The sequence below is a fragment of the Streptomyces mobaraensis NBRC 13819 = DSM 40847 genome, assembly GCF_017916255.1.
Lineage (GTDB): Bacteria > Actinomycetota > Actinomycetes > Streptomycetales > Streptomycetaceae > Streptomyces > Streptomyces mobaraensis.
Genome location: NZ_CP072827.1, coordinates 3,691,003 through 3,716,244, shown reverse-complemented (window position 1 = coordinate 3,716,244; position 25,242 = coordinate 3,691,003). Strand labels below are relative to the sequence as shown.

20 protein-coding genes and 2 pseudogenes are annotated in these 25,242 nt (G+C 73.8%); 14 read left to right on the top strand and 8 right to left on the bottom strand.

All coding sequences use genetic code 11. From position 1 onward, the window contains the following. Positions 1 to 71: 71 nt before the first annotated feature. Entirely contained in the window at positions 72 to 833 is a 762-nt protein-coding gene (locus J7W19_RS15775) for a TrmH family RNA methyltransferase (RefSeq protein WP_004939958.1), read from the top strand. 33 nt (positions 834 to 866) lie between these two features. Here J7W19_RS15775 and paaN read toward each other — a convergent pair whose 3' ends face one another. Further along, positions 867 to 2,564, bottom strand: a complete 1,698-nt coding sequence (gene paaN / locus J7W19_RS15770; RefSeq protein ID WP_004939959.1) for a phenylacetic acid degradation protein PaaN — start codon at positions 2,562 to 2,564, stop codon at positions 867 to 869. A gap of 243 nt (positions 2,565 to 2,807) precedes the next feature. On the opposite strand from paaN, the gene J7W19_RS15765 reads away from it, so the two are divergent. Beyond that, positions 2,808 to 4,334, top strand: coding sequence for a 3-hydroxyacyl-CoA dehydrogenase (locus tag J7W19_RS15765; protein WP_004939962.1), 1,527 nt, complete (start codon positions 2,808 to 2,810; stop codon positions 4,332 to 4,334). Continuing rightward, entirely contained in the window at positions 4,331 to 4,921 is a 591-nt protein-coding gene (locus J7W19_RS15760; protein WP_004939965.1) for a TetR/AcrR family transcriptional regulator, read from the top strand. Before J7W19_RS15765 ends, J7W19_RS15760 begins: the two co-directional genes overlap by 4 nt. A gap of 43 nt (positions 4,922 to 4,964) precedes the next feature. Here the strand turns inward: J7W19_RS15760 and J7W19_RS15755 are convergent, their stop codons facing one another. After that, positions 4,965 to 5,459, bottom strand: a complete 495-nt coding sequence (locus J7W19_RS15755; RefSeq protein WP_004939966.1) for an Lrp/AsnC family transcriptional regulator — start codon at positions 5,457 to 5,459, stop codon at positions 4,965 to 4,967. Between the two features lie 194 nt (positions 5,460 to 5,653). Here J7W19_RS15755 and J7W19_RS15750 point away from each other — a divergent pair, with 194 nt between their 5' ends. From J7W19_RS15750 to J7W19_RS15720, 7 genes are all read left to right on the top strand, one after another. Continuing rightward, positions 5,654 to 6,820: a thiamine pyrophosphate-dependent dehydrogenase E1 component subunit alpha gene (locus J7W19_RS15750; RefSeq protein ID WP_004939968.1), complete on the top strand. Its 1,167-nt coding sequence runs from the start codon at positions 5,654 to 5,656 to the stop codon at positions 6,818 to 6,820. Next, on the top strand, positions 6,817 to 7,917 hold the full coding sequence (locus tag J7W19_RS15745; RefSeq protein ID WP_004939971.1) for an alpha-ketoacid dehydrogenase subunit beta: 1,101 nt from the start codon (positions 6,817 to 6,819) through the stop codon (positions 7,915 to 7,917). The genes J7W19_RS15750 and J7W19_RS15745 overlap by 4 nt, the downstream gene beginning before the upstream one ends. After that, positions 7,917 to 9,242, top strand: coding sequence for a dihydrolipoamide acetyltransferase family protein (locus tag J7W19_RS15740; RefSeq protein ID WP_004939972.1), 1,326 nt, complete (start codon positions 7,917 to 7,919; stop codon positions 9,240 to 9,242). Before J7W19_RS15745 ends, J7W19_RS15740 begins: the two co-directional genes overlap by 1 nt. A 58-nt stretch (positions 9,243 to 9,300) precedes the next feature. Continuing rightward, entirely contained in the window at positions 9,301 to 10,170 is an 870-nt protein-coding gene (locus J7W19_RS15735; protein WP_004939974.1) for an NTP transferase domain-containing protein, read from the top strand. A 1,154-nt stretch (positions 10,171 to 11,324) separates the two neighbouring features. Next, complete coding sequence (locus J7W19_RS33830; RefSeq protein ID WP_411848859.1) at positions 11,325 to 12,662, top strand: molybdopterin molybdotransferase MoeA; 1,338 nt, start codon at positions 11,325 to 11,327, stop codon at positions 12,660 to 12,662. A 63-nt stretch (positions 12,663 to 12,725) separates the two neighbouring features. Continuing rightward, positions 12,726 to 13,298 (top strand): HAD domain-containing protein, encoded by a 573-nt coding sequence (locus J7W19_RS15725; protein ID WP_004939978.1) that lies wholly within the window; start codon positions 12,726 to 12,728, stop codon positions 13,296 to 13,298. Between the two features lie 198 nt (positions 13,299 to 13,496). After that, on the top strand, positions 13,497 to 14,075 hold the full coding sequence (locus J7W19_RS15720; RefSeq protein WP_004939980.1) for a Uma2 family endonuclease: 579 nt from the start codon (positions 13,497 to 13,499) through the stop codon (positions 14,073 to 14,075). A 9-nt stretch (positions 14,076 to 14,084) separates the two neighbouring features. On the opposite strand, the gene J7W19_RS15715 is transcribed toward J7W19_RS15720, so the two are convergent. Further along, positions 14,085 to 15,257 carry a potassium channel family protein gene (locus tag J7W19_RS15715; protein ID WP_004939981.1) on the bottom strand — a complete coding sequence of 391 codons (1,173 nt, stop codon included), beginning with the start codon at positions 15,255 to 15,257 and terminating at the stop codon, positions 14,085 to 14,087. A gap of 126 nt (positions 15,258 to 15,383) precedes the next feature. On the opposite strand from J7W19_RS15715, the gene J7W19_RS15710 reads away from it, so the two are divergent. The 3 genes from J7W19_RS15710 to J7W19_RS15700 all read left to right on the top strand — a co-directional run bounded on the left by J7W19_RS15710 (position 15,384) and on the right by J7W19_RS15700 (position 17,960). Then, positions 15,384 to 16,364, top strand: a complete 981-nt coding sequence (locus J7W19_RS15710) for an NAD(P)H-quinone oxidoreductase (RefSeq protein ID WP_004939984.1) — start codon at positions 15,384 to 15,386, stop codon at positions 16,362 to 16,364. A 441-nt stretch (positions 16,365 to 16,805) separates the two neighbouring features. After that, positions 16,806 to 17,282: a hypothetical protein gene (locus tag J7W19_RS15705; protein ID WP_004939986.1), complete on the top strand. Its 477-nt coding sequence runs from the start codon at positions 16,806 to 16,808 to the stop codon at positions 17,280 to 17,282. A gap of 114 nt (positions 17,283 to 17,396) precedes the next feature. After that, positions 17,397 to 17,960, top strand: coding sequence for a bacterial proteasome activator family protein (locus tag J7W19_RS15700; RefSeq protein ID WP_004939989.1), 564 nt, complete (start codon positions 17,397 to 17,399; stop codon positions 17,958 to 17,960). 128 nt (positions 17,961 to 18,088) lie between these two features. Here the strand turns inward: J7W19_RS15700 and J7W19_RS15695 are convergent, their stop codons facing one another. Continuing rightward, a complete protein-coding gene (locus tag J7W19_RS15695) occupies positions 18,089 to 19,882 on the bottom strand; it encodes a protein kinase domain-containing protein (RefSeq protein ID WP_004939990.1) in 1,794 nt (597 codons plus the stop codon). A gap of 370 nt (positions 19,883 to 20,252) precedes the next feature. Here J7W19_RS15695 and J7W19_RS15690 point away from each other — a divergent pair, with 370 nt between their 5' ends. Beyond that, positions 20,253 to 21,947, top strand: a complete 1,695-nt coding sequence (locus tag J7W19_RS15690; protein ID WP_210455338.1) for a protein kinase domain-containing protein — start codon at positions 20,253 to 20,255, stop codon at positions 21,945 to 21,947. Between the two features lie 90 nt (positions 21,948 to 22,037). Here J7W19_RS15690 and J7W19_RS32970 read toward each other — a convergent pair. From J7W19_RS32970 to J7W19_RS15675, 4 genes and pseudogenes are all read right to left on the bottom strand, one after another. Next, a pseudogene (locus J7W19_RS32970) lies at positions 22,038 to 22,667 on the bottom strand (phosphotransferase); the annotation flags it as partial. A gap of 420 nt (positions 22,668 to 23,087) precedes the next feature. Next, positions 23,088 to 23,549 (bottom strand): annotated as a pseudogene (locus J7W19_RS32965) (phosphotransferase); the annotation flags it as partial. 15 nt (positions 23,550 to 23,564) lie between these two features. Further along, positions 23,565 to 24,020, bottom strand: coding sequence for a pyridoxamine 5'-phosphate oxidase family protein (locus J7W19_RS15680; protein WP_004939993.1), 456 nt, complete (start codon positions 24,018 to 24,020; stop codon positions 23,565 to 23,567). Positions 24,021 to 24,251: 231 nt separating this feature from the next. Beyond that, positions 24,252 to 24,911, bottom strand: coding sequence for a response regulator (locus tag J7W19_RS15675; RefSeq protein WP_004939996.1), 660 nt, complete (start codon positions 24,909 to 24,911; stop codon positions 24,252 to 24,254). Between the last annotated feature and the right edge of the window lie 331 nt (positions 24,912 to 25,242).

Genomic DNA, 25,242 nt, shown 5'->3' with positions numbered 1-25,242 from the left:
GGCTCCGTACGCCGCCGGTCTGCCGGTCTCCGTTCCACGACCCCCCCAGGTCAGCGCCGTAGGCTGAGCCCATGACCGAGGACGCGACCGGTATCGCCGTGCGGCAGTGGGGCGAGCTGGCCCCCGGCGCCGTGCTGCTCGACGGATTCCACGCCATCAAGCACGCCCTGCGCTTCGGGGCCCGGGTCGGTCCCGTGCTCACCACCGACGCCGCCGCCGTCCTGGCGCTCGCGGACCGGCTCGCCGACGACGTGACCGAGGTGCTGCGCGGGCTGCTGACGGAGGTGGACCGGGACGCCCTGCGCGGGCTGGTGCCCCGGGGCCACACCACCGAGGTCGCCGCGCTGGCCGCCCGGCCGGCCCGCGAGGACAACCTCGCCGCGCTGGCCCGCCGCCCCCGCCCCGCGCCCGTCGTGCTCCTCGACAACCCGCGCAACCTCGGGAACGTGGGCGCGGTCGTCCGGCTGGCCGCCGGTTTCGGCGCGACCGGCGTCGTCACCACCGGGGACCTCGACCCGTGGCACCAGAACGCCGTCCGTGCGGGCGCGGGGCTGCACTACGCCACGGCCGTGGAGCGGGTGGAGACCGACGGCCTGCCCCCGGGGCCGCTGTTCGCACTGGACCCGGAGGGCGAGGACATCCGGTCCGTCGTCCTGCCGGACGACGCCGTCCTCGCCTTCGGATCCGAACGCCACGGCATCTCGGACGAGGTGCGGGCGCGGGCGGACCGGCTGGTCTCGCTGCCGATGCGCCCGCAGGTGTCGAGCTACAACCTCGCCACGAGCGTCGGGATGGCGCTGTTCCACTGGGGCGGGCCGAAGGCGGCGGGCTGACGGGTCAGGCCCGCCCCCGGACCGACCGCCGTATTACGCCTGGCGGCGCACCTCCACCGTGCGGAACCGGCTCGCCACGAACGCCGCGTCGCACAGCGCCGCGTTGGCCGCCGGGTTGCCGCCCGAGCCGTGGTAGTCGGAGAACGCGGCGGTCTGGTTGACGTAGACGCCGCCGGTGAGGTTCAGCGAGAGCTGTGCGCACTCCTCCAGGCACGCCTCCTCGATCAACCGCTCCGCCTCCGCGGAGGTGGTGTAGGCGCCGACGGTCATCGCGCCCTTCTCCCGCACCGTGCGGCGCAGCAGTTCCACCGCCTCCGCCGTGGAGTCCACGGCCACCGCGAACGACACCGGGCCGAAGCACTCGGAGAAGTAGGCGGCCTCGGCGTCCGGCTTGGCGCCGTCGAGCTTGACGATCACCGGGGTGCGGACGGTGGCGTCGGGGAAGTCGGGGTTGGCCACCGCGCGGGAGGCGAGCGCCACCTCGCCGAGCCGGCCGGCCGCCTCGATCCGCTCCTTGACCTGGTCGTTGACGATGGCACCGAGGAGGGCGTTGGCCCGGGCGTCGTCGCCCAGGAGCTTGCCGACGGCCTCCGCCAGGTCGGCCACCACCTCGTCGTACGTCTTGTGGCCGGCGTCCGTGCCGATGCCGCCGCGCGGGATCAGCAGGTTCTGCGGGGTGGTGCACATCTGGCCGCTGTAGAGGGAGAGCGAGAAGGCCAGGTTGGACAGCATCCCCTTGTAGTCGTCGGTGGAGTCGAGGATCACGGTGTTGACGCCGGCCTTCTCCGTGAAGACCTGGGCCTGCCTGGCGTTGGTCTCCAGCCAGTCGCCGAACGCCGTGGAGCCGGTGTAGTCGATGATCCGGACGTCCGGGTGGACGGCCAGCGACTTGGCGATGCCCTCGCCGTCCCGCTCGGCGGCCAGCGCGACGAGGTCGGGGGAGAAGCCGGCCTCGCGCAGCACCTCGCGCGCCACGCGCACGGTCAGCGCGAGCGGCAGCACCGCGCGGGGGTGGGGCTTGACCAGGACGGGGTTGCCGGTGGCGAGCGAGGCGAAGAGGCCGGGGTAACCGTTCCAGGTGGGGAAGGTGTTGCAGCCGATGACGAGGGCGATGCCGCGCGGCACCGCGGTGAACTCCTTGGCCAGTTTCAGCGGGTCGCGTTTGCCCTGCGGCTTGACCCACTCGGCCGTCCGCTCCGCCTCGGCCTGCGCGGCGTACGCGTAGGCGACGGCCTCCAGGCCGCGGTCCTGGGCGTGCGGGCCGCCGGCCTGGAACGCCATCATGAACGCCTGGCCGCTGGTGTGCATGACCGCGTGCGCCATCTCGTGCGTCCGGGCGCTGATCCGCTTGAGGATCTCCAGGCACACCAGCGCCCGGTGGCGGGGGCCCGCGTCGCGCCAGGGGCGCATCGCGGACCGCATGGCCGGGAGCAGTACGGAGAGGTCGGCGTGGGGGTACTCGATGCCGAGCCGCGGGCCGTAGGGGGAGACCTCGGAGCCCGTCCAGCCGTCCGTGCCGGGCTGGTCGAGCTCGAAGCGCCGGTCCCGGAGGGCGTCGAAGGCCGCCTGACCCGCGGCGGCGTCCAGGCCGCCGTCCTGGTCGGGGCCGTACGCCTTGGGGTGCTCGGGGTGCGGGGACCAGTAGGCGCGGGTGCGGATGACGTCGAGGGCCGTGTCGAGCGTGGCGGAGTGCTTCTCGGCCAACTGGTCGATGGTGAGTCCGGCGGTCACGGTTGACCAACTCCTCGTCGGACGGGCATGGATGCGGTGGCGGTGGACCTGGGAACAGTGCTGGTGAAAAACGCGGTGAAAGCCGTGAAAGCTGGGAAAGCAGTGGAGCCAGGTGAAGCGGTGGTGCCGGATCCGTACGGCCGGGTGCCGTTGTCGTACCCGCCAGATACATTAACCGAACGATCGGTCGGGACAAGGGGGCCCGGCGAATCCGGGACCACCTCATCGGGGAGGATCACTGCCATGACCGCAATCGAGCCGGAGCAGACCGTGTCCGTCGTGGGCGCGGGCACCATGGGCCAGGGCATCGCCCAGGTCGCCCTGGTCGCGGGCCATCCCGTGCGGCTGTACGACGCCCTCCCGGGCCGCGCGGAGGAGGCCGCGCGGGCCGTCGCCGCCCGGCTGGACCGCCTCGTGGCCAAGGGCCGGATGCCGGCGGACGCCCGGGACGCGGCCGTCGCCCGCCTGCGCCCCGTCGCCGAGCCCGCCGGGCTCGCGGGCTCCGCGCTCGTCGTCGAGGCCGTCGTCGAGCGGCTGGACGTCAAACAGCGGCTGTTCGGCGAGCTGGAGGAGGTCGTCGACGACGACTGCCTGCTCGCCACCAACACCTCCTCCCTGCCCGTGACGGCCGTCGCCGGGCCGCTCCGCCGCCCCGGACGCCTGGTGGGCCTGCACTTCTTCAACCCGGCGCCGCTGCTGCCGCTGGTCGAGGTCGTCCGGGGGCACGCCACCGACACCGCCGCCGCCGACCGCGCGTACGCCACCGCCGCGGCCTGGGGCAAGACGCCCGTACGCTGCGCCGACACCCCCGGCTTCATCGTCAACCGGCTCGCCCGGCCGTTCTACGCCGAGGCGTTCCGGCTCCTGGAGGAGTGGGCCGCGGACCCCGCGACCATCGACGCGGTGCTGCGCGAGAGCGGCGGCTTCGCCATGGGCCCGTTCGAACTGACCGACCTCATCGGGCAGGACGTGAACGAGGCGGTCACCCGTTCGGTGTACGAAGCCTTCTTCCACCACCCGAAGTTCACCCCCTCCCTCGCCCAGCGGCGCCTGGTGGAGGCGGGGCTGCTGGGCCGGAAGAGCGGGCGGGGCTGGTACGACCACGCCGAGGGCGCCGCACGGCCGGAACCGCACACCGCGGCCCCCGAGAAGGCGCCCGGGGCGCTCGTCCTGCACGGCGCCCTGCCGCCCGCCGCCGACGTCCTGCCGGAGCTGGTCGAAGCCGCGGGCATAGCCCTGACGCGGGCGGAAGCCGACGGCGACGGGTACTTCGCGCTGCCCGGCGGCGCCCGGCTGGCCCTCACCGACGGCCGCTCCGCCACGGGCGACGCCGGGGAGCCGGCCGTCCGCTTCGACCTGGCCCTGGACTACCGCTCCTGCTCCCGCGTGGCCCTCGCGGCCTCCGCCGGCGCCGCCGCGGACGATCTGCGGGCCGCCGTGGGCCTGTTCCAGGCGCTGGGCAAGAAGGTCAGCGTCGTGGCGGACGCGCCCGGCCTGATCGTCGCGCGGACCGTCGCCCTGCTCGTCGACCTCGCCGAGGACGCCGCCGGCCGGGACGTCGCCGCCCCGGAGGACATCGACACCGCCATGCGGCTCGGGGTCAACTACCCGCGCGGGCCGCTCGAGTGGGGCCGGGAGCTCGGTTCCGCCTGGGTCCGCCGCTTCCTGGCGAACATGGAGTACGAGTACCCGGGCGGTCGCTACGCGCCGTCCCAGCCGCTGCGCCGCCGAGCGGCCGCCGCCGTCAAGGAGAGCCTGCTTCCATCATGACCATGCCCAAGCGCGACACCTACACGCCGGACTCGCTGCTCGCGGTCGCCGTCGCGGTGTTCAACGAGCGCGGCTACGACGGCACCTCCATGGAGCACCTGTCGCGCGCCGCGGGGATCTCCAAGTCCTCGATCTACCACCATGTCCGGAGCAAGGAGGAGCTGCTGCGGCGGGCCATAAGCCGTGCCCTGGACGGGCTGTTCGCCGTCCTGGACGAGCCGGGCGCCACCACCGGCCCCGCCGTGGACCGGCTGGAACACGTCACCCGCCGTACCGTCGAGGTGCTGATCGCCGAACTGCCCTATGTGACGCTGCTGCTGCGTGTGCGCGGCAACACCGACACGGAGCGCTGGGCGATGGAGCGCCGGCGCGAGTTCGACCACCGGGTCGCGGCCCTCCTCAAGGAGGCCGCGGCCGACGGCGACCTGCGGGCCGACGTGGACGTCCGGCTGGCGACCCGGCTCCTCTTCGGAATGATCAACTCCGTGGTGGAGTGGTACCGGCCGCAGCGCGGCAACGCCGCCACCAGCGAGGAGGTCGCCGACGCGGTGATCACCACGGCGTTCGCGGGCCTGCGGGCGCACTGAGGCGGGCGCACGCGGTGCCGTGCGCCCGGCTGCCCCGCACGCCTCATCCGTCCACGCCCTCCTTGAGGTCCTGCTCCTCGAAGACCAGCAGAGTGCGGGTGCTCAGCACCTCCTCTATGGCCTGGATCCGGGTGAGCACGAGCTCGCGGAGGGCGCGGTTGTCCTTGGTGTGGACCAGCAGCAGGACGTCGAAGTCCCCGCTGACCAGGGCGATGTGCGCGGCCCCCGGCAGCACCCGGAGCTTCTCGCGCACGGTGCGCCAGGAGTTCTGCACGATCTTCAGCGTGATGTACGCGGACGCCCCCTGCCCGGCCCGCTCCTGGTCGATGCGCGCCCCGAAGCCCCGGATCACCCCGTCGTCGATCAGGCGGTTGATCCGCGCGTAGGCGTTGGCGCGGGACACGTGCACCCGCTCGGCCACGGAGCGTATCGACGCCCGCCCGTCGGTCTGGAGCATGTGCAGGATCGAGCGGTCGATCTCGTCGAGCGGTCGTGCGGGCGTTCTGGGGCTCGTTTTGGCCATCTGTTCGTCCGGCATACCGCCATGCCTCCCCTGAGTGGACGCGCTGTTCATATCTCAGGCTGTGGAGAACCGTTTGTCCACAGGCCCGGGCCGCCTGTAGCCAAAATGCACCGGCAACCGAACAATCGGTAGGGAGAGCGCAGGGCGCTTTCCGGTCACGCCTGCCTCACGCCCGCCCCTCACGCCCGCCCCCAGAGGAGGTGCTCGTCATGACGGTCCTGGAGCAGCCCGGTGCCTACCGGCCGACCCCGCCCCCCGCCTGGCAGCCCCGCACGGATCCCGCCCCGCTGCTGCCCGACGACGAGCCGTACCGGCTGCTGGGCACCCCCGCCGCGGACGCGCTCGACCCCGAGCGGCTCCGGCTGCTCCACGGCCACCTGGTGCGCGGGCGCCGCTACAACACCCAGGCCACCGCGCTGACCCGGCAGGGCCGGCTGGCCGTCTACCCGTCCTCCACGGGCCAGGAGGCGTGCGAGATCGCGGCGGCCCTCGCCCTGGAGGACCGCGACTGGCTCTTCCCCAGCTACCGCGACACCCTGGCCGCCGTCACCCGCGGCCTCGACCCCGTGCAGGCCCTCACCCTGCTGCGCGGCGACTGGCACACCGGTTACGACCCGCACGAGCACCGCGTCGCCCCGCTGGCCACCCCGCTGGCCACCCAACTCCCGCACGCCGTGGGGCTGGCGCACGCCGCGCGGCTCAAGGGGGACGACGTCGTGGCCCTCGCCATGGTCGGCGACGGCGGCACCAGCGAGGGCGACTTCCACGAGGCGCTGAACTTCGCGGCGGTGTGGCGGGCACCCGTTGTCTTCCTGGTGCAGAACAACGGGTTCGCGATCTCCGTACCGCTGTCCAAACAGACCGTCGCCCCCTCGCTCGCCCACAAGGCCGTCGGCTACGGCATGCCCGGCCGCCTGGTCGACGGCAACGACGCGCCGGCCGTGCTGGAGGTGCTCACCGAGGCCGTCCGGCGGGCCCGCGCGGGCGGCGGTCCCACCCTCGTCGAGGCCGTCACCTACCGCCTCGACGCCCACACCAACGCCGACGACGCCACCCGGTACCGCAGCGACGCCGAGGTCGCCGCCTGGCGCTCGCACGACCCCGTCGAGCTGGTGGAACGCGAGCTGGTCCGGCGCGACCTGGTGGACGCCGACGGCCTCGCCGCCGTCCGTGAGGCCGCCGAGCGCATGGCCGCCGACCTGCGCGAACGCATGAACGAGGATCCCGCCCTGGATCCGATGGAACTCTTCGACCACGTCTACGCCCGGCGCACCGCGCGCCTGCGCGAACAGGCCGAGCTGCTGCGCGCCGAACTCGCGGCGGCCGCCGCCGACGGCTCCGCGCACGGCGGCGAGCGGGAAGGAACGGACCGATGACCACCGCGGTCGCCACGACGGGCCGCAAGCCCGCGACGATGAGCCAGGCCCTCAACCGGGCCCTGCGCGACGCCATGGCCGACGACCCGGCGGTGCACGTCCTCGGCGAGGACGTCGGCACCCTGGGCGGCGTCTTCCGGATCACCGACGGGCTGGCGAAGGAGTTCGGCGAGGACCGCTGCACCGACACGCCGCTGGCCGAGGCGGGCATCCTCGGCACGGCCGTCGGCATGGCCATGTACGGGCTGCGCCCGGTGGTCGAGATGCAGTTCGACGCGTTCGCCTACCCGGCGCTGGAGCAGCTCATCAGCCACGTCTCCCGGATGCGCAACCGCACCCGCGGCGCCCTCCCCATGCCGATCACCGTCCGCGTCCCCTACGGGGGCGGCATCGGAGGCGTCGAGCACCACAGCGACTCCTCCGAGGCGCTGTACATGGCCACCCCCGGCCTGCACGTCGTCACCCCCGCCACCGTGGCCGACGCCTACGGGCTGCTGCGCGCCGCCATCGCCTCCGACGACCCGGTCGTCTTCCTGGAGCCCAAGCGGCTGTACTGGTCGAAGGCCGACTGGGAGCCGGACCGGCCCGAGGAGGTGCCCGGCATCGGCACCGCCGTCGTCCGCCGGCGCGGCACCTCGGCGACGCTGATCACCTACGGGCCGTCCCTGCCCGTCTGTCTGGAGGCGGCCGAGGCCGCCACGGCGGAGGGCTGGGACCTGGAGGTCGTCGACCTGCGCTCGCTGGTCCCGCTCGACGAGGAGACCGTCTGCGCCTCCGTCCGGCGGACCGGACGGGCGGTCGTGGTGCACGAGGCGACCGGGTTCGGCGGCCCCGGCGGGGAGTTGGCCGCGCGGATCACCGAACGCTGCTTCCACCACCTGGAGGCGCCGGTGCTGCGGGTGACCGGATTCGACATCCCGTACCCGCCGCCGATGCTGGAGAAGCACCATCTGCCGGGTGTGGACCGGGTGCTGGACGCGGTCGCGCGGTTGCAGTGGGAGGCGGACTGGACGTCCCCGGGGAGCGGTTCCGGGGTCTCTCAGGGGAGCGCCCAGGGGGCGCGCGGAGTGTCGGGTGCTCAGGGGGGTGTGCGCTGATGGCCGTCGTGAAGGAGTTCGCGCTGCCCGACCTCGGCGAGGGGCTCACCGAGGCGCAGGTGGTCCGCTGGCTCGTGGACGTCGGTGACGTCGTGGCCGTGGACCAGCCGGTCGTGGAGGTGGAGACGGCCAAGGCGATGGTCGAGGTGCCCTGCCCCTACGGGGGTGTCGTCACGGCGCGCTTCGGCGAGGAGGGTTCGGAACTGCCCGTGGGCGCCGCCTTGTTGACGGTGGCGGTGGGGGAGCCGACCGACGGGGCCGGACAGGGGACGGGTCAGGGGAGCCAGGAGGGTGACGAGGGGTCGGGGAACGTCCTCGTCGGATACGGGACCCAGGCGCCGGCCGCCCGCCGGGCGCGGATCCGGCCCCCGGGCCGCCGCGCGCCGGAGCCGGCGGACGGGGCGAGGGACGGGGTGCGAGCGGACGGCGTGGTCCTCGACGGCCGCGCCGCCCCGACGGAGGCGCCGGCGACCGTGGCCGTCATATCGCCGCTCGTACGACGGCTGGCCCGGGAGCGCGGGGTGGACCTCGCGAGCCTGCGCGGCACCGGGCCCGAGGGGCTCATCCTGCGCGCGGACGTCGAACGCGCCACCGCCCCGGCGCCCGTACCGGTTCCGGCGCCCGAGCGCGCTGCCGGTGAGCGCGTCCCCCTGCGCGGGCTGCGCGGGACCGTCGCCGACAAGCTGAGCCGCAGTCGGCGCGAGATCCCGGACGCCACCTGCTGGGTGGACGCCGACGCCACCGAACTGCTCGCCGCCCGCCGGGCCATGAACGACGGACCCGGCCGCACGAAGATCTCCCTGCTCGCCCTCCTGGCCCGCGTCTGCACGGCCGCGCTCGCCGAGTTCCCGGAGCTCAACGCGACGGTGGACACCGAGGCCCGGGAGATCGTCCGGCTGCCGGCCGTGCACCTGGGGTTCGCCGCCCAGACCGAACGCGGCCTGGTCGTCCCGGTCGTCAAGGACGCGCACACGCGCGGCACGGCCTCCCTCCACGAGGAGATCACCCGCCTCACCGAGGCCGCCCGCGAGGGCAGGCTGAGCCCGGCCGAGCTGACCGGCGGCACGTTCACCCTCAACAACTACGGGGTCTTCGGCGTCGACGGCTCCACGCCGATCATCAACCACCCCGAGGCGGCCATGCTGGGCGTCGGCCGGATCGTCCCCAAACCCTGGGTGCACGAGGGCGAACTGGCCGTGCGCCACGTGGTCCAGCTCTCCTTCACCTTCGACCACCGGGTGTGCGACGGCGGTACGGCCGGCGGGTTCCTCCGGTACGTCGCCGACTGCGTGGAGCGGCCCGCCCTGCTCCTCCGCTCGCTCTGAGGACGGGGGGGCCGCCCTCCGGCGCACGGCCGTCCTCGCGCGGGCGCATACTGCGGGGGTGACGGACACGGTTTTCGACGCGGTCGTACTCGCCGGAGGGGCCGCCCGGCGGCTGGGCGGGGCGGACAAACCCGGTCTGCGGGTCGGCGGGCGCGCCCTGCTCGACCGGGTGCTCGGGGCGTGCGCCGGCGCCCGTACCACCGTGGTCGTCGGACCGCGCCGGGCCACGGTCCGGCCGGTCACCTGGACCCGCGAACAGCCGCCCGGCGGCGGCCCGCTGGCCGCCCTGTCCGCCGGGCTGCGCCACACCTCGGCGGAGATCGTCCTCGCCCTCTCCGCCGACCTGCCCTTCCTCGACGCGGGAACGGTACGGGCCCTGGTGGCGGCCGCGCCGGACGGTGCGGAAGGGGCGCTGCTCACCGACGCCGACGGGCGCGACCAGCCCCTCGTCGCCGCGTACCGCGCGGAACCGGTCCGCCGGGAACTGGCCCTGCTGGCGGCCGAGCACGGGACCCTTACGGGGCTTCCCGTACGGCTGCTCACCCAGGGGCTGGAGCTGAGGCGGCTGCCCCGCCCCGAAGCGTCGTTCGACTGCGACACCTGGGACGACATCGGCGCGGCCCGCGCCAGGATCAGGGACGATGGGGCCGTGCTGGATGAATGGATCGCCGCGGTCAAGGCCGAACTCGGCGTGGAACTCGACGTCGACAGAACGCTCCTGCTCGACGTGGCCCGTGACGCCGCGCACGGCGTGGCCCGCCCCGCCGCCCCCCTGACCACCTTCCTCGTCGGCTACGCGGCCGCCCTGCGCGGCGGCGGCCCCGAAGCGGTCGCGCAGGCCGCCCGCGAGGCCGCCGCCCTGGCCGAACGGTGGGCCGCCGAGCAGGACGGCTCCCCGGCCGGCACCCCCGCGGGACCTCCCTCATGAGGGGACGGGACCGCGAGGCGGACGCGGCGGCGCTGGACCGTGCCACGGACGAGGCCCTGGCCCTGCTCTCCGACGCGCACGCCTCCGGCGCACACGATGGTGCGGAAGGGCAGGTGGCGCCGGTGGAGGGCGGGTACCTGCCGTTCGAGGAGCCGGGCGCGGGCGCCCCTGTCGGGGATGCGTTCGACGGCGGTACGAGCGGTGTCGCCCCCGGTGCCAGGGGAACGGCCGTGCCGGGCGCGCGGGATGCCCGCACTCTCCCCGGGGCCCCTGGGGTCGCCGAGACCCCTGGGGAACGGCCGGGAGCCGGTGAGGCGTTGACGGACGTCTGGCGGTCGATCCGCGAGGTGGCCGGCGCCGACGAGCCGTCCCTCGCCCGGGACGCCGTAGGAGTGGGGGCGCGTCCGTCCGGAAGCACCCCGTCCGGCCCGCCCGGCCAGGAGCCCGACAGTGGGCACCGCGGCGCCGAGGCCCTGACGGACGTGTGGCGGTCGATCCGCGACATGACCGGCGGTACCGGCGATGACGGTCCACGCTCCGGGTCGGTGTCCGCGCCGATGCGGAACGGCTCCGGCGCGGCGGGTGAGCCGGACACCGACGCGGGCGAGGGGCTGACGGACATCTGGCGGTCCGTGCGGGACGCCGTCGTCTCCGGCGGCTCCCCACGCGCCGGGGGATGCGACGGGCCGCCGCCGGTACACGGCCCGGAGGCCCCGGTGGGCGCGACGGCGTCCGGGTCCGGGAACGGCGACGAGAACCGGCGGCGCGGCGGACGGCGGCAGCCGGCCGGCGACCATGAGGAGTTGACCGATGTCTGGCGGTCGGTCTGTGACGTGACCGTCGGCACGGACGACGGGGAACACGGGCCCGCTCACGGTGGCGGCAGCGGGGCCGGCGGAGGGGAGCCGGGCCCTGACGGGCCGACCGGACCCCGTCAGGGGCGGGGCGGAACGCGCAAGTCCGCCAAGCCCCGCAAGGCGGCGCGGACTTCGCCGTCGTCGGCACCCGCCGACGGCACGGGCGCGACCGGGCACGGGAACGGAAACGGGAACGGGAAAAAGAACGGGAACGGGAACGGAGCGGACACCGCGAGCGGCAAGGAGCACGCGGCCGGAGACCGCCCCGCCGGCGCAGACGCGAAGACCGGCGCGAACGTGACCGCCGGCGCAGACGTGAAGGGCGGCGCAGACGGGAAGCCCGGCGCCGACGCGGACGCCGCCCGCGGAACGACGGCCGCGAGCGAGCACGAACCCCGTCGGCACCCCGACCACAGCCGCCCCCCGACGGCGACCCCGCGCCGTCCCATGCCCTGGGCCATGGCCGGTGGCGTCGCGGCCGGGGCCGCCGAGCCCCTGCCCGCCCTGACCAGCCCTCTGGCGGACGCGGTCGGCCGGACGCTCGCCGTGCCGCTCACCGCGCTGACGGACCTGCCGTCGTTCGACACCTCGGCGATGGACGGCTGGGCGGTCGCCGGCCCGGGTCCCTGGCGCCTGCCGGAGGACGCGGACCAGGGCATCGTCGCGGGCCAGGCCGGTGACGACGCGCTGCGCGACGGACACGCCGTACCGATCGCGACGGGCGCCCGCATACCGGCCGGAGCCACGGCCGTACTGCGCTCCGAACACGGCCGGACCAGCGGGAACGAACTGCACACGACCCGCCGCACCGCCCAGGGCCAGGACATCCGCCCGCGCGGCCAGGAGTGTCGCCGCGACGACGAACTGCTGCCCGCGGGCACCCTGATCACCCCGGCCGTCCTCGGCCTCGCCGCCGCCGCGGGCCACGACGAGCTGCCCGTGACCGCCCGGCCGCGCGTGCTGATCGTCGTCCTGGGGGACGAACTCGTCCACGAGGGGCTGCCGCAGGACGGCCGCATCAGGGACGCGCTCGGGCCGATGCTCGCGCCCTGGCTGCGTGCGCTGGGGGCCGAGGCGATCGACACTGTGCGCCTGGGCGACGACGCCGACGCGCTGCACGACGCGCTCGCCGCGACCGACGCCGACCTGGTGATCACCACCGGCGGTACGGCGTCCGGCCCGCGTGACCATGTGCACCCCACCCTGCGCCGCCTCGACGCGGAACTGCTGGTCGACGGCGTCGCCGTCCGCCCCGGGCACCCCATGCTGCTCGCCCGCCTCACCCCCGAGCGGCATCTCGTCGGCCTGCCCGGCAACCCGCTGGCGGCGGTCGCGGGCCTGCTCACCCTCGCCGAGCCCCTGCTGCGCGGCCTCTCCGGGCGCGCCGCGCCGTCCCTCCGCCGCGCGGCGCTCTCCGGTCCCGTCCCGAGCCACCCGACCGACACCCGCCTGGTGCCGGTGGTCCTGCGCGGCGGCGACGGGGCGCGCCCGTTGCGCTTCCACGGCCCGGCGATGCTGCGCGGGCTGGCCGCGGCCGACGCCATCGCGGTCATCCCGCCGGGCGGGAGCACGGCGCGGGGCCGGGTGGCCCTGCTCGACCTGCCGTGGACGGCCACCGGCGGCGGCGTCGGCTGAGGCCCGGGGCGCGACGGCCGCTCCCGGCCGTCCGCCCGGTACGTTCCGCACATGGCAGGCACGATGGACGCACTCCCGCCGCTCCTCTTCCTCGACGTCGACGGGCCCCTCATCCCCTTCGGCGCGACGAGCCGGCAACTCCCGGGCGGCTACCCGACGTACCGGAGCCCCTGGCTCCCCTCCGAGTCGCCGGACGCCGGGGGCAACCCGCTGATCGCCAGGGTCGATCCCGCCCTCGGCCCCCGGCTCGCGGCCCTGCCCTGCCGGCTGGTGTGGGCGACGACGTGGATGTCCGACGCCAACGACTGCCTCTCCCCCTGGCTCGGCCTGCCCCCGCTCCCCGTCGTGTTCTGGCCCGACCCGGAGGACGAGCCCGATCCGGCGGACGAACCCGACGCACCGGTCGGGCCCTGGCGGCGGGGCGGCATCCACTGGAAGACCCGGGCCCTCGTCGAGTGGGCGGACGGACGCCCGTTCGCCTGGGTCGACGACGAGATCGGCCCCGCCGACGACCACTGGGTCCGCGCCCACCACCCCGCGGACGCCCTCCTCCACCGGGTCGATCCCGTAAGGGGCCTCACCGACGGGGACTTCATCACCCTCGACGCGTGGCTGCGGAGCGTCGGCGGGGCGTAGCCCGGTTCGTCGGGGTACCTGGTGGAGGCGCACATACCACAGGGGCCTGACGCTCGGTGCCGGGTTTGCCGCACTGCGTAGCCGATGCGTAGCCTGCGGCACGCGCGACGGTCGGCACAGAAGAAGGGGCAAGCCATGACCGCCATACACGACATGCTGTCGCTCGCCGGGGCACCATGGAGGCGAGGAGGCGATCACATGACCCCGGTCCCCGCCGCACGTCCCCTGCTCGGTGTCGAGGAGTTCGAGGAACTGGCCCGATCGGCGCCCGAGACCGTGCGCCTGGAGTTCATCAACGGAAGGATCGAGGTCAAGCCGGTGCCGGACGGGGACCACCGCGAGATCGTGATGTGGCTGCAGGACGTCTGCCGGGACCGGCGACCGGACATGCGCCTCTACGCCGAGGCGAGTCTGAAGGTGGAGAATTACCGGAAAGGCCGTGCCATCGCCGACGCCGCCCTCGCGCCCCGCAAGCACTTCGCCGGGCACGGGGACTGGTCGGACCCGAAGGGCGTGCTCATGGTGGTCGAGGTGACCTCCGACGACGCGGACACCAACCGGCGCGACCGGATGGAGAAGCCCGTCGGCTACGCGTCCGCGGGCATTCCCGTCTACCTCCTCGTCGATCGTGAGCGCCGCATGGTGACCGTGTACTCGGACCCCCAGGACGGCACGTACCTCAGCTCGGTCTCCCGGCCGTACGGCGCGCCCGTCAGCCTCCCCGAACCGGTGGACTTCACCCTGGAGACCGAGGAGTTGAAGGACTTCGCCGACTGACCCGGCGCGCTACTCGGCCGCCCCCGACGCCTGCCGGATGGTGATGACGCGGTCGGTGAGGTGAAGGGGGGTCGCCTCGGGGTCGGTGAAGTTGAGGAGGCGGTGGCCGCGGACCACGGCGACGACGAGATCGGCGCAGTCGCGGGGGGAGCGGCCCGCCTCCGCCTTGGTGATCGGGCGTTCGACGACATCCAGGCCGGTGCCGTAGGTCAGCAGGTCCTCCAGCACGGTGCCCACGTAGGGGCTGACCATCGACATACCGAGCATGCGGCCCGCCGAACTGGAGCTCGTCACCACGGTGTTCGCGCCGCTCTGCCGTAGCAGCGGCACGTTCTCGTCCTCGCGGACGGCGACGACGATCGTGGCCCGCTTGTTGAGCTGACGTGCCGTCAGGGTGACGAGGGCGGCGGTGTCGTCGCGTTCCGTGGTGATCACCACGTGGGAGGCGTTCTGGAGTTCGGCGCGCAGGAGGGTGTCGGAGCGGGTGCCGTCGCCGACCACGCCCACGATTCCGTCGCAGGCGGCGGCGTCGACGGCCTTCTTCTGCGGGTCGACGACGACGATCCTGTCCTTCGGGCGGCCCTGGCCGACCAGCGTCTCGATGGTGTGCCGGCCCTTGGTGCCGTAGCCGATGACGACGGTGTGGTCGCGCATCCGGGACCTCCAACGGTGTATGCGGACCTGGTGGCGCGTCCGCTCGGTCAGCACTTCCAGCGTGGTGCCGACCAGGATGATCAGGAACAGCACGCGCAGCGGGGTGACGACGAAGATGTTCGTCAGCCGCGCGGCGTCGCTCACCGGCGTGATGTCGCCGTAGCCGGTGGTCGAGAGGGTGACGGTCGCGTAGTACGCGGCGTCGACGAAGCCGACCGGGCCGTCCGCGTTGTCGTGGTAGCCGTCGCTGTCCAGCCACACCACGAACGTCGTCACCACCAGCACCAGCAGCGCCATCACCAGGCGCCGCAGCACCTGTTGCAGCGGTGCGGTCACCCGCTGGACGGGCAGGACGACGGACCGGCCCGCCTCCGCGTCCTCGGCCTCCGCGCGGGTGCGGCGCCAGAGCGACTTGAGGAGCAGCCCGCCGCCCCTGCGGTGGTCGGGGACGGCCGGGGGCTCCGGGGAGTGGGCGTGGTTGCCGCCGGTCATCCGGTTCCGGGGCGCGGAGGACGAGGGGTTCGGCACCCGTCCATGATTCCTTATGCGGCCTCAGGGGGACCTCAGTGGCCCCTACGGGTCGCGGTCGGCCGCGTCGGCGCCGTCCCCCGCGGGTCCCTAGGGGGTTCGACGGGCGGGGAGTAGCCTCGCGCCATGTATGCGATCACCATTCCCGAGCCCGGCGGACCCGACGCCCTGGTCTGGTCCGAGGTACCCGACCCCGTGCCCGGTGAGGGGGAGGTGCTGGTCGAGGTCGCCGCGACGGCCGTCAACCGCGCCGACCTGATGCAGCGGCAGGGGTTCTACGACCCGCCGCCCGGCGCCTCCCCGTACCCCGGACTGGAGTGCTCCGGCCGGATCGCGGTCCTCGGACCGGGGGTCAGCGGCTGGGCCGTCGGCGACGAGGTCTGCGCGCTGCTCGCCGGCGGCGGGTACGCGGAGAAGGTCGCCGTCCCCGCCGGCCAACTGCTGCCCGTGCCCGACGGCCTGGACGTCGTGACCGCCGCCGCCCTGCCCGAGGTCACCGCGACCGTCTGGTCGAACGTGTTCATGCTCGCCCACCTGCGGCCCGGCGAGACGCTGCTCGTGCACGGCGGCGGCAGCGGCATCGGCACCATGGCCGTGCAGCTCGCCAAGGCGGTCGGCGCGCGGGTCGCGGTCACCGCCGGAAGCCGGGAGAAGCTGGAGCGCTGCCGCGAGCTCGGCGCCGACATCCTCGTCGACTACCGGGAACAGGACTTCGTCGAGGAGATCCACAAGGTGACCGGCGGGGCCGGCGCCGACGTCGTCCTCGACATCATGGGCGCCAAGTACCTGAACCGGAACGTGGACGTCCTGGCCGTCAACGGCCGCCTCGCCATCATCGGCCTGCAGGGCGGGCGGAAGGCCGAACTCGACCTCGGCAAGCTGCTGACGAAGCGGGCCGCCGTCATGGCGACCGCCCTCCGCTCCCGTCCGCTCGCCGAGAAGGCGGCCATCCTGGCGGCCGTGCGCGAACACGTCTGGCCCCTCGTCTCGGGCGGCCGGGTCCGTCCTGTCGTCGACCGGACGATGCCACTCCGGGACGCGGCCCAGGCGCATCGGGTCGTCGAGGACAGCTCCCACGTGGGGAAGGTGCTGCTCACCACGGGGTGAGGGGAGCGGGGCCCGGGCCGGTGCGGGGGCGGTTGCTCTGGTGAGCCGACGCGCGCGCGTCGGCCGGCCGTCACCCGTCCGGCCGTCCGGCGTGCCCGGGTCCTGCGGGCGTGTGACGGTGGACGGGTGATGGCAGTGATCGCCGGAACGCTTCGCTCCGTGGCCGTCGCCCGGCCGGGTACGTCCCGGGTACGCAGGACGCGGCGGGTGGCCCCGCCGGCACGGACGTCCCGGAGGGCCGGGCGCCTGGCCCTCCTGACGGGCTGGGCGCTGACGGCCGTCCTCGCGGGTCCGTCCGACGCGGCCCGGGCCGAGGGCGGCCCGCCCGTACCGTCCGTGTCACTGGCGCCTTCGACACCCATGACGCCAGCGGGACCTCTGACGCCAGCGGGACCCCTGACGCCAGCGGAACCCCTGGCGCAGCCTGGGCCTCTCGGGCCAGTGCCTTCCCTTCCGGCGCTCGCGCCTCCTGGACCGGTCCTGCCCCTCAGCCCGCTGCCGCCGCCCGCGCCCGCGCCCCCTCCCGTACTCCCTCCCGCCCCTCCCCCCTCTCCGTCCGCCGCCGACGCCGGGCGCCTCGCGGGAACCGTCGCGGGTGAGGGGCGCCCGCACCCCGGCCGCGCCCCCGAGGGCCCCGGGGACCCTGAGAACCCCGAGAACCCTTCCGGGGCGGAGAAGGACCCCTACGGCGACGGGTCCGCCACCCCCGACGCGGGGATCGAGCCGACACCCGTCTGGACCCCGGCGCAGATCGTCCCGGAACGCCCGGCACGGCCCGCGCCCGCCCGCGCCGGCGGACGGAACGGCCGTGCCGCCGCGGACGAGGAACCCGTGATGCGGGTCCTGCCCCTGGGGACCGGTATGACCCTCACCGGCCTGGGCCTGGGGTTCCTCGCCCTGCGCCTGCGGCGGCGCTGACCGGATCGCGCGCCGGTCCGTACGACCGGGCACAACCGCACCGCGCACCCCGTTGGATCAGACGCGTACGGGGGCATCACCAGGGGGAAATCATCTGTGCGAGAGAATGGCGGCATGGATATGCCGAGGAACGAACGGTCGCAGGAGAGCCCGCACATCCTGGTCGTAGGCCCGGACGGCATGGCTCTCGGCAGCACCAGCCCCGGCGGCGGGGCGGGTGACGACGAGTCGCGCGAGGTCCCCGTGACGGAGCAGGTCGAACAGCCCGCGAAGGTCATGCGCATCGGCAGCATGATCAAGCAACTGCTGGAGGAAGTGCGCGCCGCGCCCCTGGACGAGGCGAGCCGGGTGCGGCTCAAGGAGATCCACCACAGCTCCGTCAAGGAGCTGGAAGACGGGCTCGCCCCCGAGCTCGTGGAGGAACTGGAGCGCCTGTCGCTCCCGTTCACCGACGACACCATCCCCACCGAGGCCGAACTCCGCATCGCCCAGGCCCAGCTCGTCGGCTGGCTCGAGGGGCTCTTCCACGGCATTCAGACGGCGCTGTTCGCCCAGCAGATGGCCGCCCGCGCCCAGTTGGAGCAGATGCGCCGCGCCCTCCCGGCGGGCCTCGGCGACGACGAGGGCGAAGGCGGCGGCCGGAACCAGCACGGAGCGCGCTCGGGCCCGTACCTGTAAGCCCGTGTCTGCCCCCTTGCCTGTAACCCGTACCCGCGATCCTCGGCCCTTGGGGGACCGCAAGGCCAAGAGGCGTACGACGGAGGCCGGTTGCCGTACAGCGGCGGCCGGCCTCCGGCCGTTCGGGGTCAGGAAGCCGGGTCGCCCGTCGAGACCGTGATGACGATCGTGGTGGTCTTCGGGTCGAACGGATCATTCTTTTGAGGGTTCTGCATCACGACCGTGCCCTTGCCGAACACGTTCTCGTTCTGCTTGTCCTCGCGGTACTTCCAGCCGGCTTGCTGGAAGCACTGCTTCACCGAGTCGATGTAGACGAAGCTGACGTCCGGCATGCTCGTCTTCGTCTTGTCGAGGAAACTGGGACGCGCCTGCGTGCACTTCTCGGGCTCGATGACCTTGGCCTTGTCGCCGTCGACGTGCTTGCTGCCCACGCCGCCGCCTCCGGTGCCGCCGCCGTTGCCACCCCCGTTGCCGCCGCTCGTCGAGCCGTTGGACCCGCCGCCGGAGCCACCGGAATAACCACCGGAGGAGCCGCCGGAAGAGCCGCCGGAGGAACCTCCGGCCGAGCCGCCCACCGGGGCCGCGGAGCGGGTGACCTGGACGGCCGGCCCGTCCGCCTTGGCCGGGTCGTCGTCCTTGTTGTTCTTGAGGGTGACGACGGTGATCACGGCGATGACCGCCAGCGCGGCGACGATGGCCGATCCGATGATGACCGGCTTGTTGCCCCTGCCGCCGCCGGAAGCCGGGGCGGAGGACGCGGGCAGGCCGCCGGGCGGGGGCGTGTGCGCGCCCTGGTACGGCGGAGGCGTCTGATACGCAGGGGAAGAGGCGGCAGCCGGGCCCGGGCCCTGAGCCGCGTAGCCCGATCCGTACGACCCGTAGGGGTTCTGCTGCTGCGGCGCCTGGTACGGCGTCTGGACGGACTGGATGCCCGGGCCGGGCACCGCCTGCTGGTCCACCGGCGGGAAGACCGCCGAGGAGACCCCGGCGCCGCTGCCCGGCGCGGGCGCGTCCCCGGAGATCACCGGCGAGCCGGCCGTCCGTGCCGTCCCCGCCACCCGCGCGCACTCGTCCCGCATGGCGGCGGCGCTCGGGAAGCGCTCGTTCGGGTTCTTCTTCAGCGCCCGGGCCACCAGGGCGTCCACCGCCGGCGGGATCGAGCGGTTGATCGTGGAGGGCGCGACCGGCTCCTCCTGGACGTGCGCGTACGCGATGGCCAGCGGCGAGTCCGCGTCGAAGGGCAGCCGGCCGGTCAGCAGCTCGAAGAGCATGATGCCGACCGAATACAGGTCGGACCGCGCGTCCACGCCGCGGCCCAGGGCCTGCTCGGGGGAGAGGTACTGCGGGGTGCCGACGACCATGCCCGTCTGCGTCATCGAGGTGACCCCCGACTGCATGGCGCGGGCGATGCCGAAGTCCATGACCTTGACCACATCACGCTTGGTCATCATCACGTTGCCGGGCTTGATGTCCCGGTGGACCAGGCCCATCTCATGGCTGACCTCGAGCGCGGCCAGCACATCGGCCGTGATCTTCAGCGCCTTGGCGGTCGGCATCGCGCCGTACTGCGCCACGTCCGCGTCGAGGACCGAGCGCAGCGGCTTGCCCTCGATGTACTCCATGACGATGTACGGCATCGTCGAGCCGTCCAGCTCGTCCTCGCCGGTGTCGAAGACGGAGACGATGTTGGTGTGCGTGAGCTTGGCCACGGCCTGGGCCTCGCGGCGGAAGCGCTCGCGGAAGGACGACTCCCGGCCGAGTTCCGTGTGGAGGGTCTTGACGGCGACCTGGCGGTCGAGTACCGAGTCGTACGCGAGGTGCACGGAGGCCATGCCGCCCTCGCCGAGCAGGTCGCGCAGCTGGTAGCGGCCGCCGCCGACGGCCCGTCCCGCGTAGCGGCCCTGTGCGCCGTCCTGGCTCATGGTGTTGCTTCCCCCTCGGCGCCGACCGGCGTCGGTCGGTGACGCGACACCCGGGCCGGGCCCGGCTCATAGGTTGGATCCGGCCGGATCCCATCCGGCCGGACACGTATCCCGGCCAAGTGTGCCGCAGGCCAGGGGCACGTCAAGCCGCGTGCCCGTTCCGTGACCGGATGCGCGACAAGCCGTCACGGAATTTGCCTTGCCCGGGCCGCTGCGGGTTTGATTGCCCGTCCATCCCCGACCGGCGCGCGCCGCGGAACCTGTAGCGTGCCTTATCGGAAGACTGCATTGCTCCGCGTACGGCTCAGCAGCGTGAGCACTGCCCCAAGGCTTGGCCCCCGCGAGCGGCCAGACACGACGGCGAGGACTGATGGCACAGACGCAGAGCGCCCAGGGTCCGTCCGACCCTGACGCCAACGGGGGCGGAATGCCCGATGTGCCGGAAATGTGGGGTAACGGCGGCATGGTCGGCGACGGCCGCTACCGCCTCACCCACCGGCTGGGCCGCGGCGGCATGGCCGAGGTCTTCGCCGCGGAGGACGTACGCCTCGGCCGCACGGTCGCGGTGAAGCTGCTCCGCGCCGACCTGGCCGAGGACCCGGTCTCCAAGGCCCGCTTCACCCGCGAGGCACAGTCCGTCGCCGGGCTGAACCACCACGCCGTCGTGGCCGTCTACGACTCCGGCGAGGACATCGTCGGCCGCCAGACCGTGCCGTACATCGTCATGGAACTGGTTGAAGGCCGCACCATCCGCGACCTGTTGCTCAACGCGGAGGCGCCGCCGCCCGAGCAGGCGCTGATCATCGTCTCCGGCGTGCTCGACGCGCTGGCCTACAGCCACCAGCACGGCATCGTCCACCGCGACATCAAGCCCGCCAACGTCATCATCACCAACAACGGCGCCGTCAAGGTGATGGACTTCGGCATCGCCCGCGCCCTGCACGGCGCCGCCTCCACCATGACCCAGACGGGCATGGTCATGGGTACCCCGCAGTACCTCTCCCCCGAGCAGGCGCTCGGCAAGACCGTCGACGCCCGCTCCGACCTCTACGCGACCGGCTGTCTGCTGTACGAACTGCTGGCGCTGCGCCCGCCGTTCACCGGCGAGACCCCGCTCTCCGTCGTCTACCAGCACGTTCAGGACAATCCGGTCCCGCCGTCCCAGGTGCTGGACTCCGTCCCGCCGGAGCTCGACGGGCTCGTCATGCGCTCCTTGGCCAAGGACCCGGACGACCGGTTCCAGAGCGCCGAGGAGATGCGCTCGCTCGTCCAGTACAGCCTCCAGATGCTGCACGAGGCCGGCGGCCACTCCGGCGCCTGGGACACCGGCCAGGTGCCCGCCGCCGCGGCCACCCAGGTTCTGGGCGGCGTCGGCCTGGGCCAGACCACGGCCATGCCGCACCCGCAGCACGGCCAGACTTCCCCGCAGCGCATCCTGCCGCAGGGCATGGGCGGCGCCGGCGACGACGACTACGAGCCGGGCGGGCACGGGCGGGGTGGGGGCGGTGGCAACCGCGGCAAGCTCATCGCCATCGTTGTTTTGGTGGCGGCGGTGGTAGCCGCGGTGGCGGCGTACGCGGCGATGGACAAGGACAAGGGCACCAAGGAAAAGGAGCCCGTCAAGAAGCCCAGCCACTCCGCCTCCCAGACCCCCGAGCCCACCGGCCCCACCTCCACCCCCAAGGACGAGAAGTCCTCCGAGCCCGACAACGGGACCGGCACGACGGGCGGCGGCTCCGACGAGAACGACAGCTACGGCAGCACCGGCGGGTCGCGGCACCGGCAGACGAAGGAGCCCAGCACCGACCCGACCCGGCAGCCGACGGGCGAGCCGACCGGCAACAAGCCGACCGACGACGGCAAGGGCACCACGTCCAAGGGCACCAGCGAGGGCAACGGGACCAGCCCCACCAGTGATCCCGGGACCGCCAACAACCCGGGCACCGCGAACAACCCCGGGTCGGCGAACAACCCGGGCTCCGCGAACAACCCCGGGTCGGCGAACAACCCGGGCTCCGCGAACAACCCCGGTAACACCAACGTCACCAGCGACTCCGCGCCGTGAGCGCGCGGTCCCGGTGACGGGACCGTTCCGACGTCGAGGCGGGGCTCCGGCCCCGCCTCGTCCCATGTCCGCGGCCCGCCCGCCCCCGCCTCAGTCCGTGAACGCCGCCCGCACGTCCTCGTACGCGCCCGTCCACCACACCGCCAGCGCCGCCGACGCCGGGAAGCCGGGGTCGGCGCGGTGGTCGCCGAGCTGGTAGCGCCAGCGGAGCATCCAGAAGTCGTTGAGGCGCTCCCACCACACGCGGTGCACGGCCGCCGCGAGCTCCTCCGGGCCGGCGCCGGTGGTGCGCCGGTAGGCGCGGGCGTACGGGCGTATCTTCGCGAAGTCGAGGGTGCCGTCGGGGCGCAGGAAGAAGATCACGGCGGCGCGGACGGCCTCCTCCGCGCGGGGGCGGACGCCGAGGCGGTCCCAGTCGACGATCGCGGCGGGTTCGGCGTCCCGGTACAGCAGGTTGAGCGGGTGGAAGTCGCCGTGCACCCAGCCGCGTGCCGGGATGGCGGCCGGGGGCGGGCGGCGGTGGGCGTGCCGTTCCAGCAGGGCCCGGCGTTCGACGAGGCGGTGCTCGGCCAGTTCGTCGAAGGAGTCGCGGGGGCCCCGGCGGACCAGGACCAGCAACTCCTCGATGAGCGCGTACGTGTCCTCGGGGTCGGCGGCAGCGTCCAGCGCGTCGAGGGTGCCGTGTGCCTCGGAGGCGCGCGCCGCGCCCCTAGGGGCGCCCTGAGGGCCCTCAGGGGCACTCTCGGGCGCCCGGCGCGGCGTCGCCCCGGACGGCGCGCCCCTGAGACCCGTGGAACACCTTCCGGGGGCACCGGGCAGCCCGCTGTCCACCGCCGCCCCGACGCCGCCGGGCACGAGCACCGAACACGCCCCGTGCCGAGCGCCCGGGCCGTCCCCGAGCCGGGTGCCGGTCCCCGCCCGCGCGGCCGTCAGCGTCCCGTTCCGTCCGCCCGCCCCGTTCCATCCGCCCGGGCGGGTGTCCGTGCCCCCGTCCGACGCCGTGCCCCCGCCCGTCGCCGTCCCGGCTCCCGCCGTCCGGGCACCGCCCCCGGCGTTCACGGCCCGGTCGCCCCCGCCGGCCCAGGCCGCTTCAGCCCACGCCCCTTCCGCCCAGGCCCCTTCGGCCCACGCTCCCCCGGCCGCCCCCGCGCCACCCGGCCCGGCGACCTCCCGCATCACCGTCTCCAGGCTGACGTGGACGGTCCCGAGCAGCGCGCCCAGGCCGCGCGACTGGGCCGTGGTGAGCTCGCCGCCGTCCCGGTGCCGCCCTTCGACCCAGGGGTGCAGCGCGTAGCAGCGGCCGCCGAGGACCGCGACGGTCGAGCCGTCCTCCGCGGCCACCGGCGGGGCGACCGGCAGGCCGAGGGCGCCGAGCCGCTGCGTCGCCGCGTGCTGCCGGGCGATGGCGGCCCGGTCGCCGTCGAGGTGGTGCTTGAGGAAGAAGTGGCCCCTGCTGGTGGAGAGCCGGTAGCCGTGGTTGAGCAGTCCCTCGGTGAGCGGCTCGCAGGCGAGGGGCTCGCCGGCGTGCCGGTAGCGGCGCAGCAGGGAGCGCAGGGTGCCGCCGTCGGGAGGTGCGACAGGGGGGACAAGTGAGCGCGGCACGCCCCAAATGTTAGTTCACGACGAGTGCGCGGCCTGTCGCGCGGGTACGCCTTCGAGGTGGTGCAGGGTGATGAACTGCGGTTCTATGCACAGGTATTCGGGCAGGAAGGGTGCGTTGTCCGCCGCCCGCGGGGCCGGTCCGAAGCGCAGCAGTTCCGCCGGTTCCGGAGTGAACCGCCGTGCGGTGCCCACGAATTGGACGTGCCAGACGTCCTCGTCGCCGTCCTCCCGCCCGCCGAAGTTGTCGGCGTTGTAGGCGATGACGCTGCCGTCGCAGGCCCTGCTGTAGCCGTAGCCGCCGTGCAGCCGCACCAGCACCCGGCCGTCGGACACGATGTGCCGGGTGGTGATGACGAACGGGAGCGCGCGCAGGGTCACCGAGAGGTGCCCGTAGGGGGCGCGTCCGAGCAGTTCGAGCGCTCGGTGTTCGTCTGTGGCCGGCGGGGCGGCCGGCGGTACCGGTGCGGGCATGCGCCTTACTCTGCACCGTCACGTCCGGTACACGTAGAGCCACCCGCCCCGTCGCGGCCGGGACGTTGGTCCCTAAACGGGCACCGGCGTCCCTGAACGGGCACTGGTGTCCCTGAACGGGCACTGGTGTCCCTGAACGGGCACCGGCGGCCATGAACGGGCACGCGCGTCCCTGAGCGGCCGACCCGTACGGGACTCCCCGGAGGCGCGGGCCGCCGGCCCCCATCCCCCTCACCGCTTCTCCGCCTGCAGACGCGCGACGTAGGCCGCGGCCTGCGAACGCCGTTCCATGCCCAGCTTGGAGAGCAGGCTGGAGACGTAATTCTTGATGGTCTTCTCCGCGAGGTGCAGCCGCTCGCCGATCACGCGGTTCGTCAGCCCTTCCCCGATCAGGTCCAGGATCCGCCGTTCCTGTTCCGTCAGTGACGCCAGCCGGTCGTCGCCGCGCGGGCTCTTGCCGTCGCGCAGCCGCTCCAGCACCCGGGCGGTCGCCACCGGGTCGAGCAGCGACTTCCCGGCCGCCACGTCCCGCACGGCGGAGAGCAGCTCATTGCCGCGAATCGCCTTGAGTACATAACCCGAGGCCCCGGCCATGATCGCGTCGAAAAGCGCCTCGTCGTCCGCGAACGACGTCAGCATCAGGCACTTGATTCCCGGATCGAGCGAACGGATCTCACGGCAGACTTCGACCCCGCTGCCATCCGGAAGCCGAACGTCCAGAACGGCGACGTCAGGCCGGGTGGCGGGAATGCGCACCAGTGCGTCCGCGGCGGTACCGGCCTCTCCGACGACCTCGATGTCCGCCTCCGTGGAGAGCATCTCGTGAACGCCGCGCCGCACGACTTCGTGGTCGTCGAGCAGAAATACCGTGATTTTTCCTTGTTCGCGCACAGTGTCAGTCTCACACATCGAGTCTTCCCCTGCTCTTGTCCTCCGGGATAACGTGCCGTCGTTCCGGCGGTAACCCTGCCTCGGCGGGGACGGCTCGCAACGCTGTGACCAGTGCTTTGTCGGCCCTTTCTCGATTTACTTGGAAATCCAAGCAAAATCGCAGGTCAGAGAGGGTTTCGCAGGAATGCGGAGTACTGGGTAACGTGCTTATTGCAGGCCATTCGGCGGGACACCTGTCACGCCCGGTTCGGCCTCGGCACACCCACCCCGTGTGCCGTCGGGAAGCGGGCGAGCATCCCCCAGCCCCACGGCGGGGGGACCCCCTACGGCC

Coding starts and splice junctions, on each gene's coding strand:
- J7W19_RS15775 (WP_004939958.1), top strand. CDS start 72: ATGACCGAGGACGCGACCGGTATCGCCGTGCGGCAGTGGGGCGAGCTG.
- J7W19_RS15765 (WP_004939962.1), top strand. CDS start 2,808: ATGACCGCAATCGAGCCGGAGCAGACCGTGTCCGTCGTGGGCGCGGGC.
- J7W19_RS15760 (WP_004939965.1), top strand. CDS start 4,331: ATGACCATGCCCAAGCGCGACACCTACACGCCGGACTCGCTGCTCGCG.
- J7W19_RS15755 (WP_004939966.1), bottom strand. CDS start 5,459: ATGCCGGACGAACAGATGGCCAAAACGAGCCCCAGAACGCCCGCACGA.
- J7W19_RS15750 (WP_004939968.1), top strand. CDS start 5,654: ATGACGGTCCTGGAGCAGCCCGGTGCCTACCGGCCGACCCCGCCCCCC.
- J7W19_RS15745 (WP_004939971.1), top strand. CDS start 6,817: ATGACCACCGCGGTCGCCACGACGGGCCGCAAGCCCGCGACGATGAGC.
- J7W19_RS15740 (WP_004939972.1), top strand. CDS start 7,917: ATGGCCGTCGTGAAGGAGTTCGCGCTGCCCGACCTCGGCGAGGGGCTC.
- J7W19_RS15725 (WP_004939978.1), top strand. CDS start 12,726: ATGGACGCACTCCCGCCGCTCCTCTTCCTCGACGTCGACGGGCCCCTC.
- J7W19_RS15720 (WP_004939980.1), top strand. CDS start 13,497: ATGACCCCGGTCCCCGCCGCACGTCCCCTGCTCGGTGTCGAGGAGTTC.
- J7W19_RS15710 (WP_004939984.1), top strand. CDS start 15,384: ATGTATGCGATCACCATTCCCGAGCCCGGCGGACCCGACGCCCTGGTC.
- J7W19_RS15700 (WP_004939989.1), top strand. CDS start 17,397: ATGGATATGCCGAGGAACGAACGGTCGCAGGAGAGCCCGCACATCCTG.
- J7W19_RS15695 (WP_004939990.1), bottom strand. CDS start 19,882: ATGAGCCAGGACGGCGCACAGGGCCGCTACGCGGGACGGGCCGTCGGC.
- J7W19_RS15690 (WP_210455338.1), top strand. CDS start 20,253: ATGGCACAGACGCAGAGCGCCCAGGGTCCGTCCGACCCTGACGCCAAC.
- J7W19_RS15680 (WP_004939993.1), bottom strand. CDS start 24,020: ATGCCCGCACCGGTACCGCCGGCCGCCCCGCCGGCCACAGACGAACAC.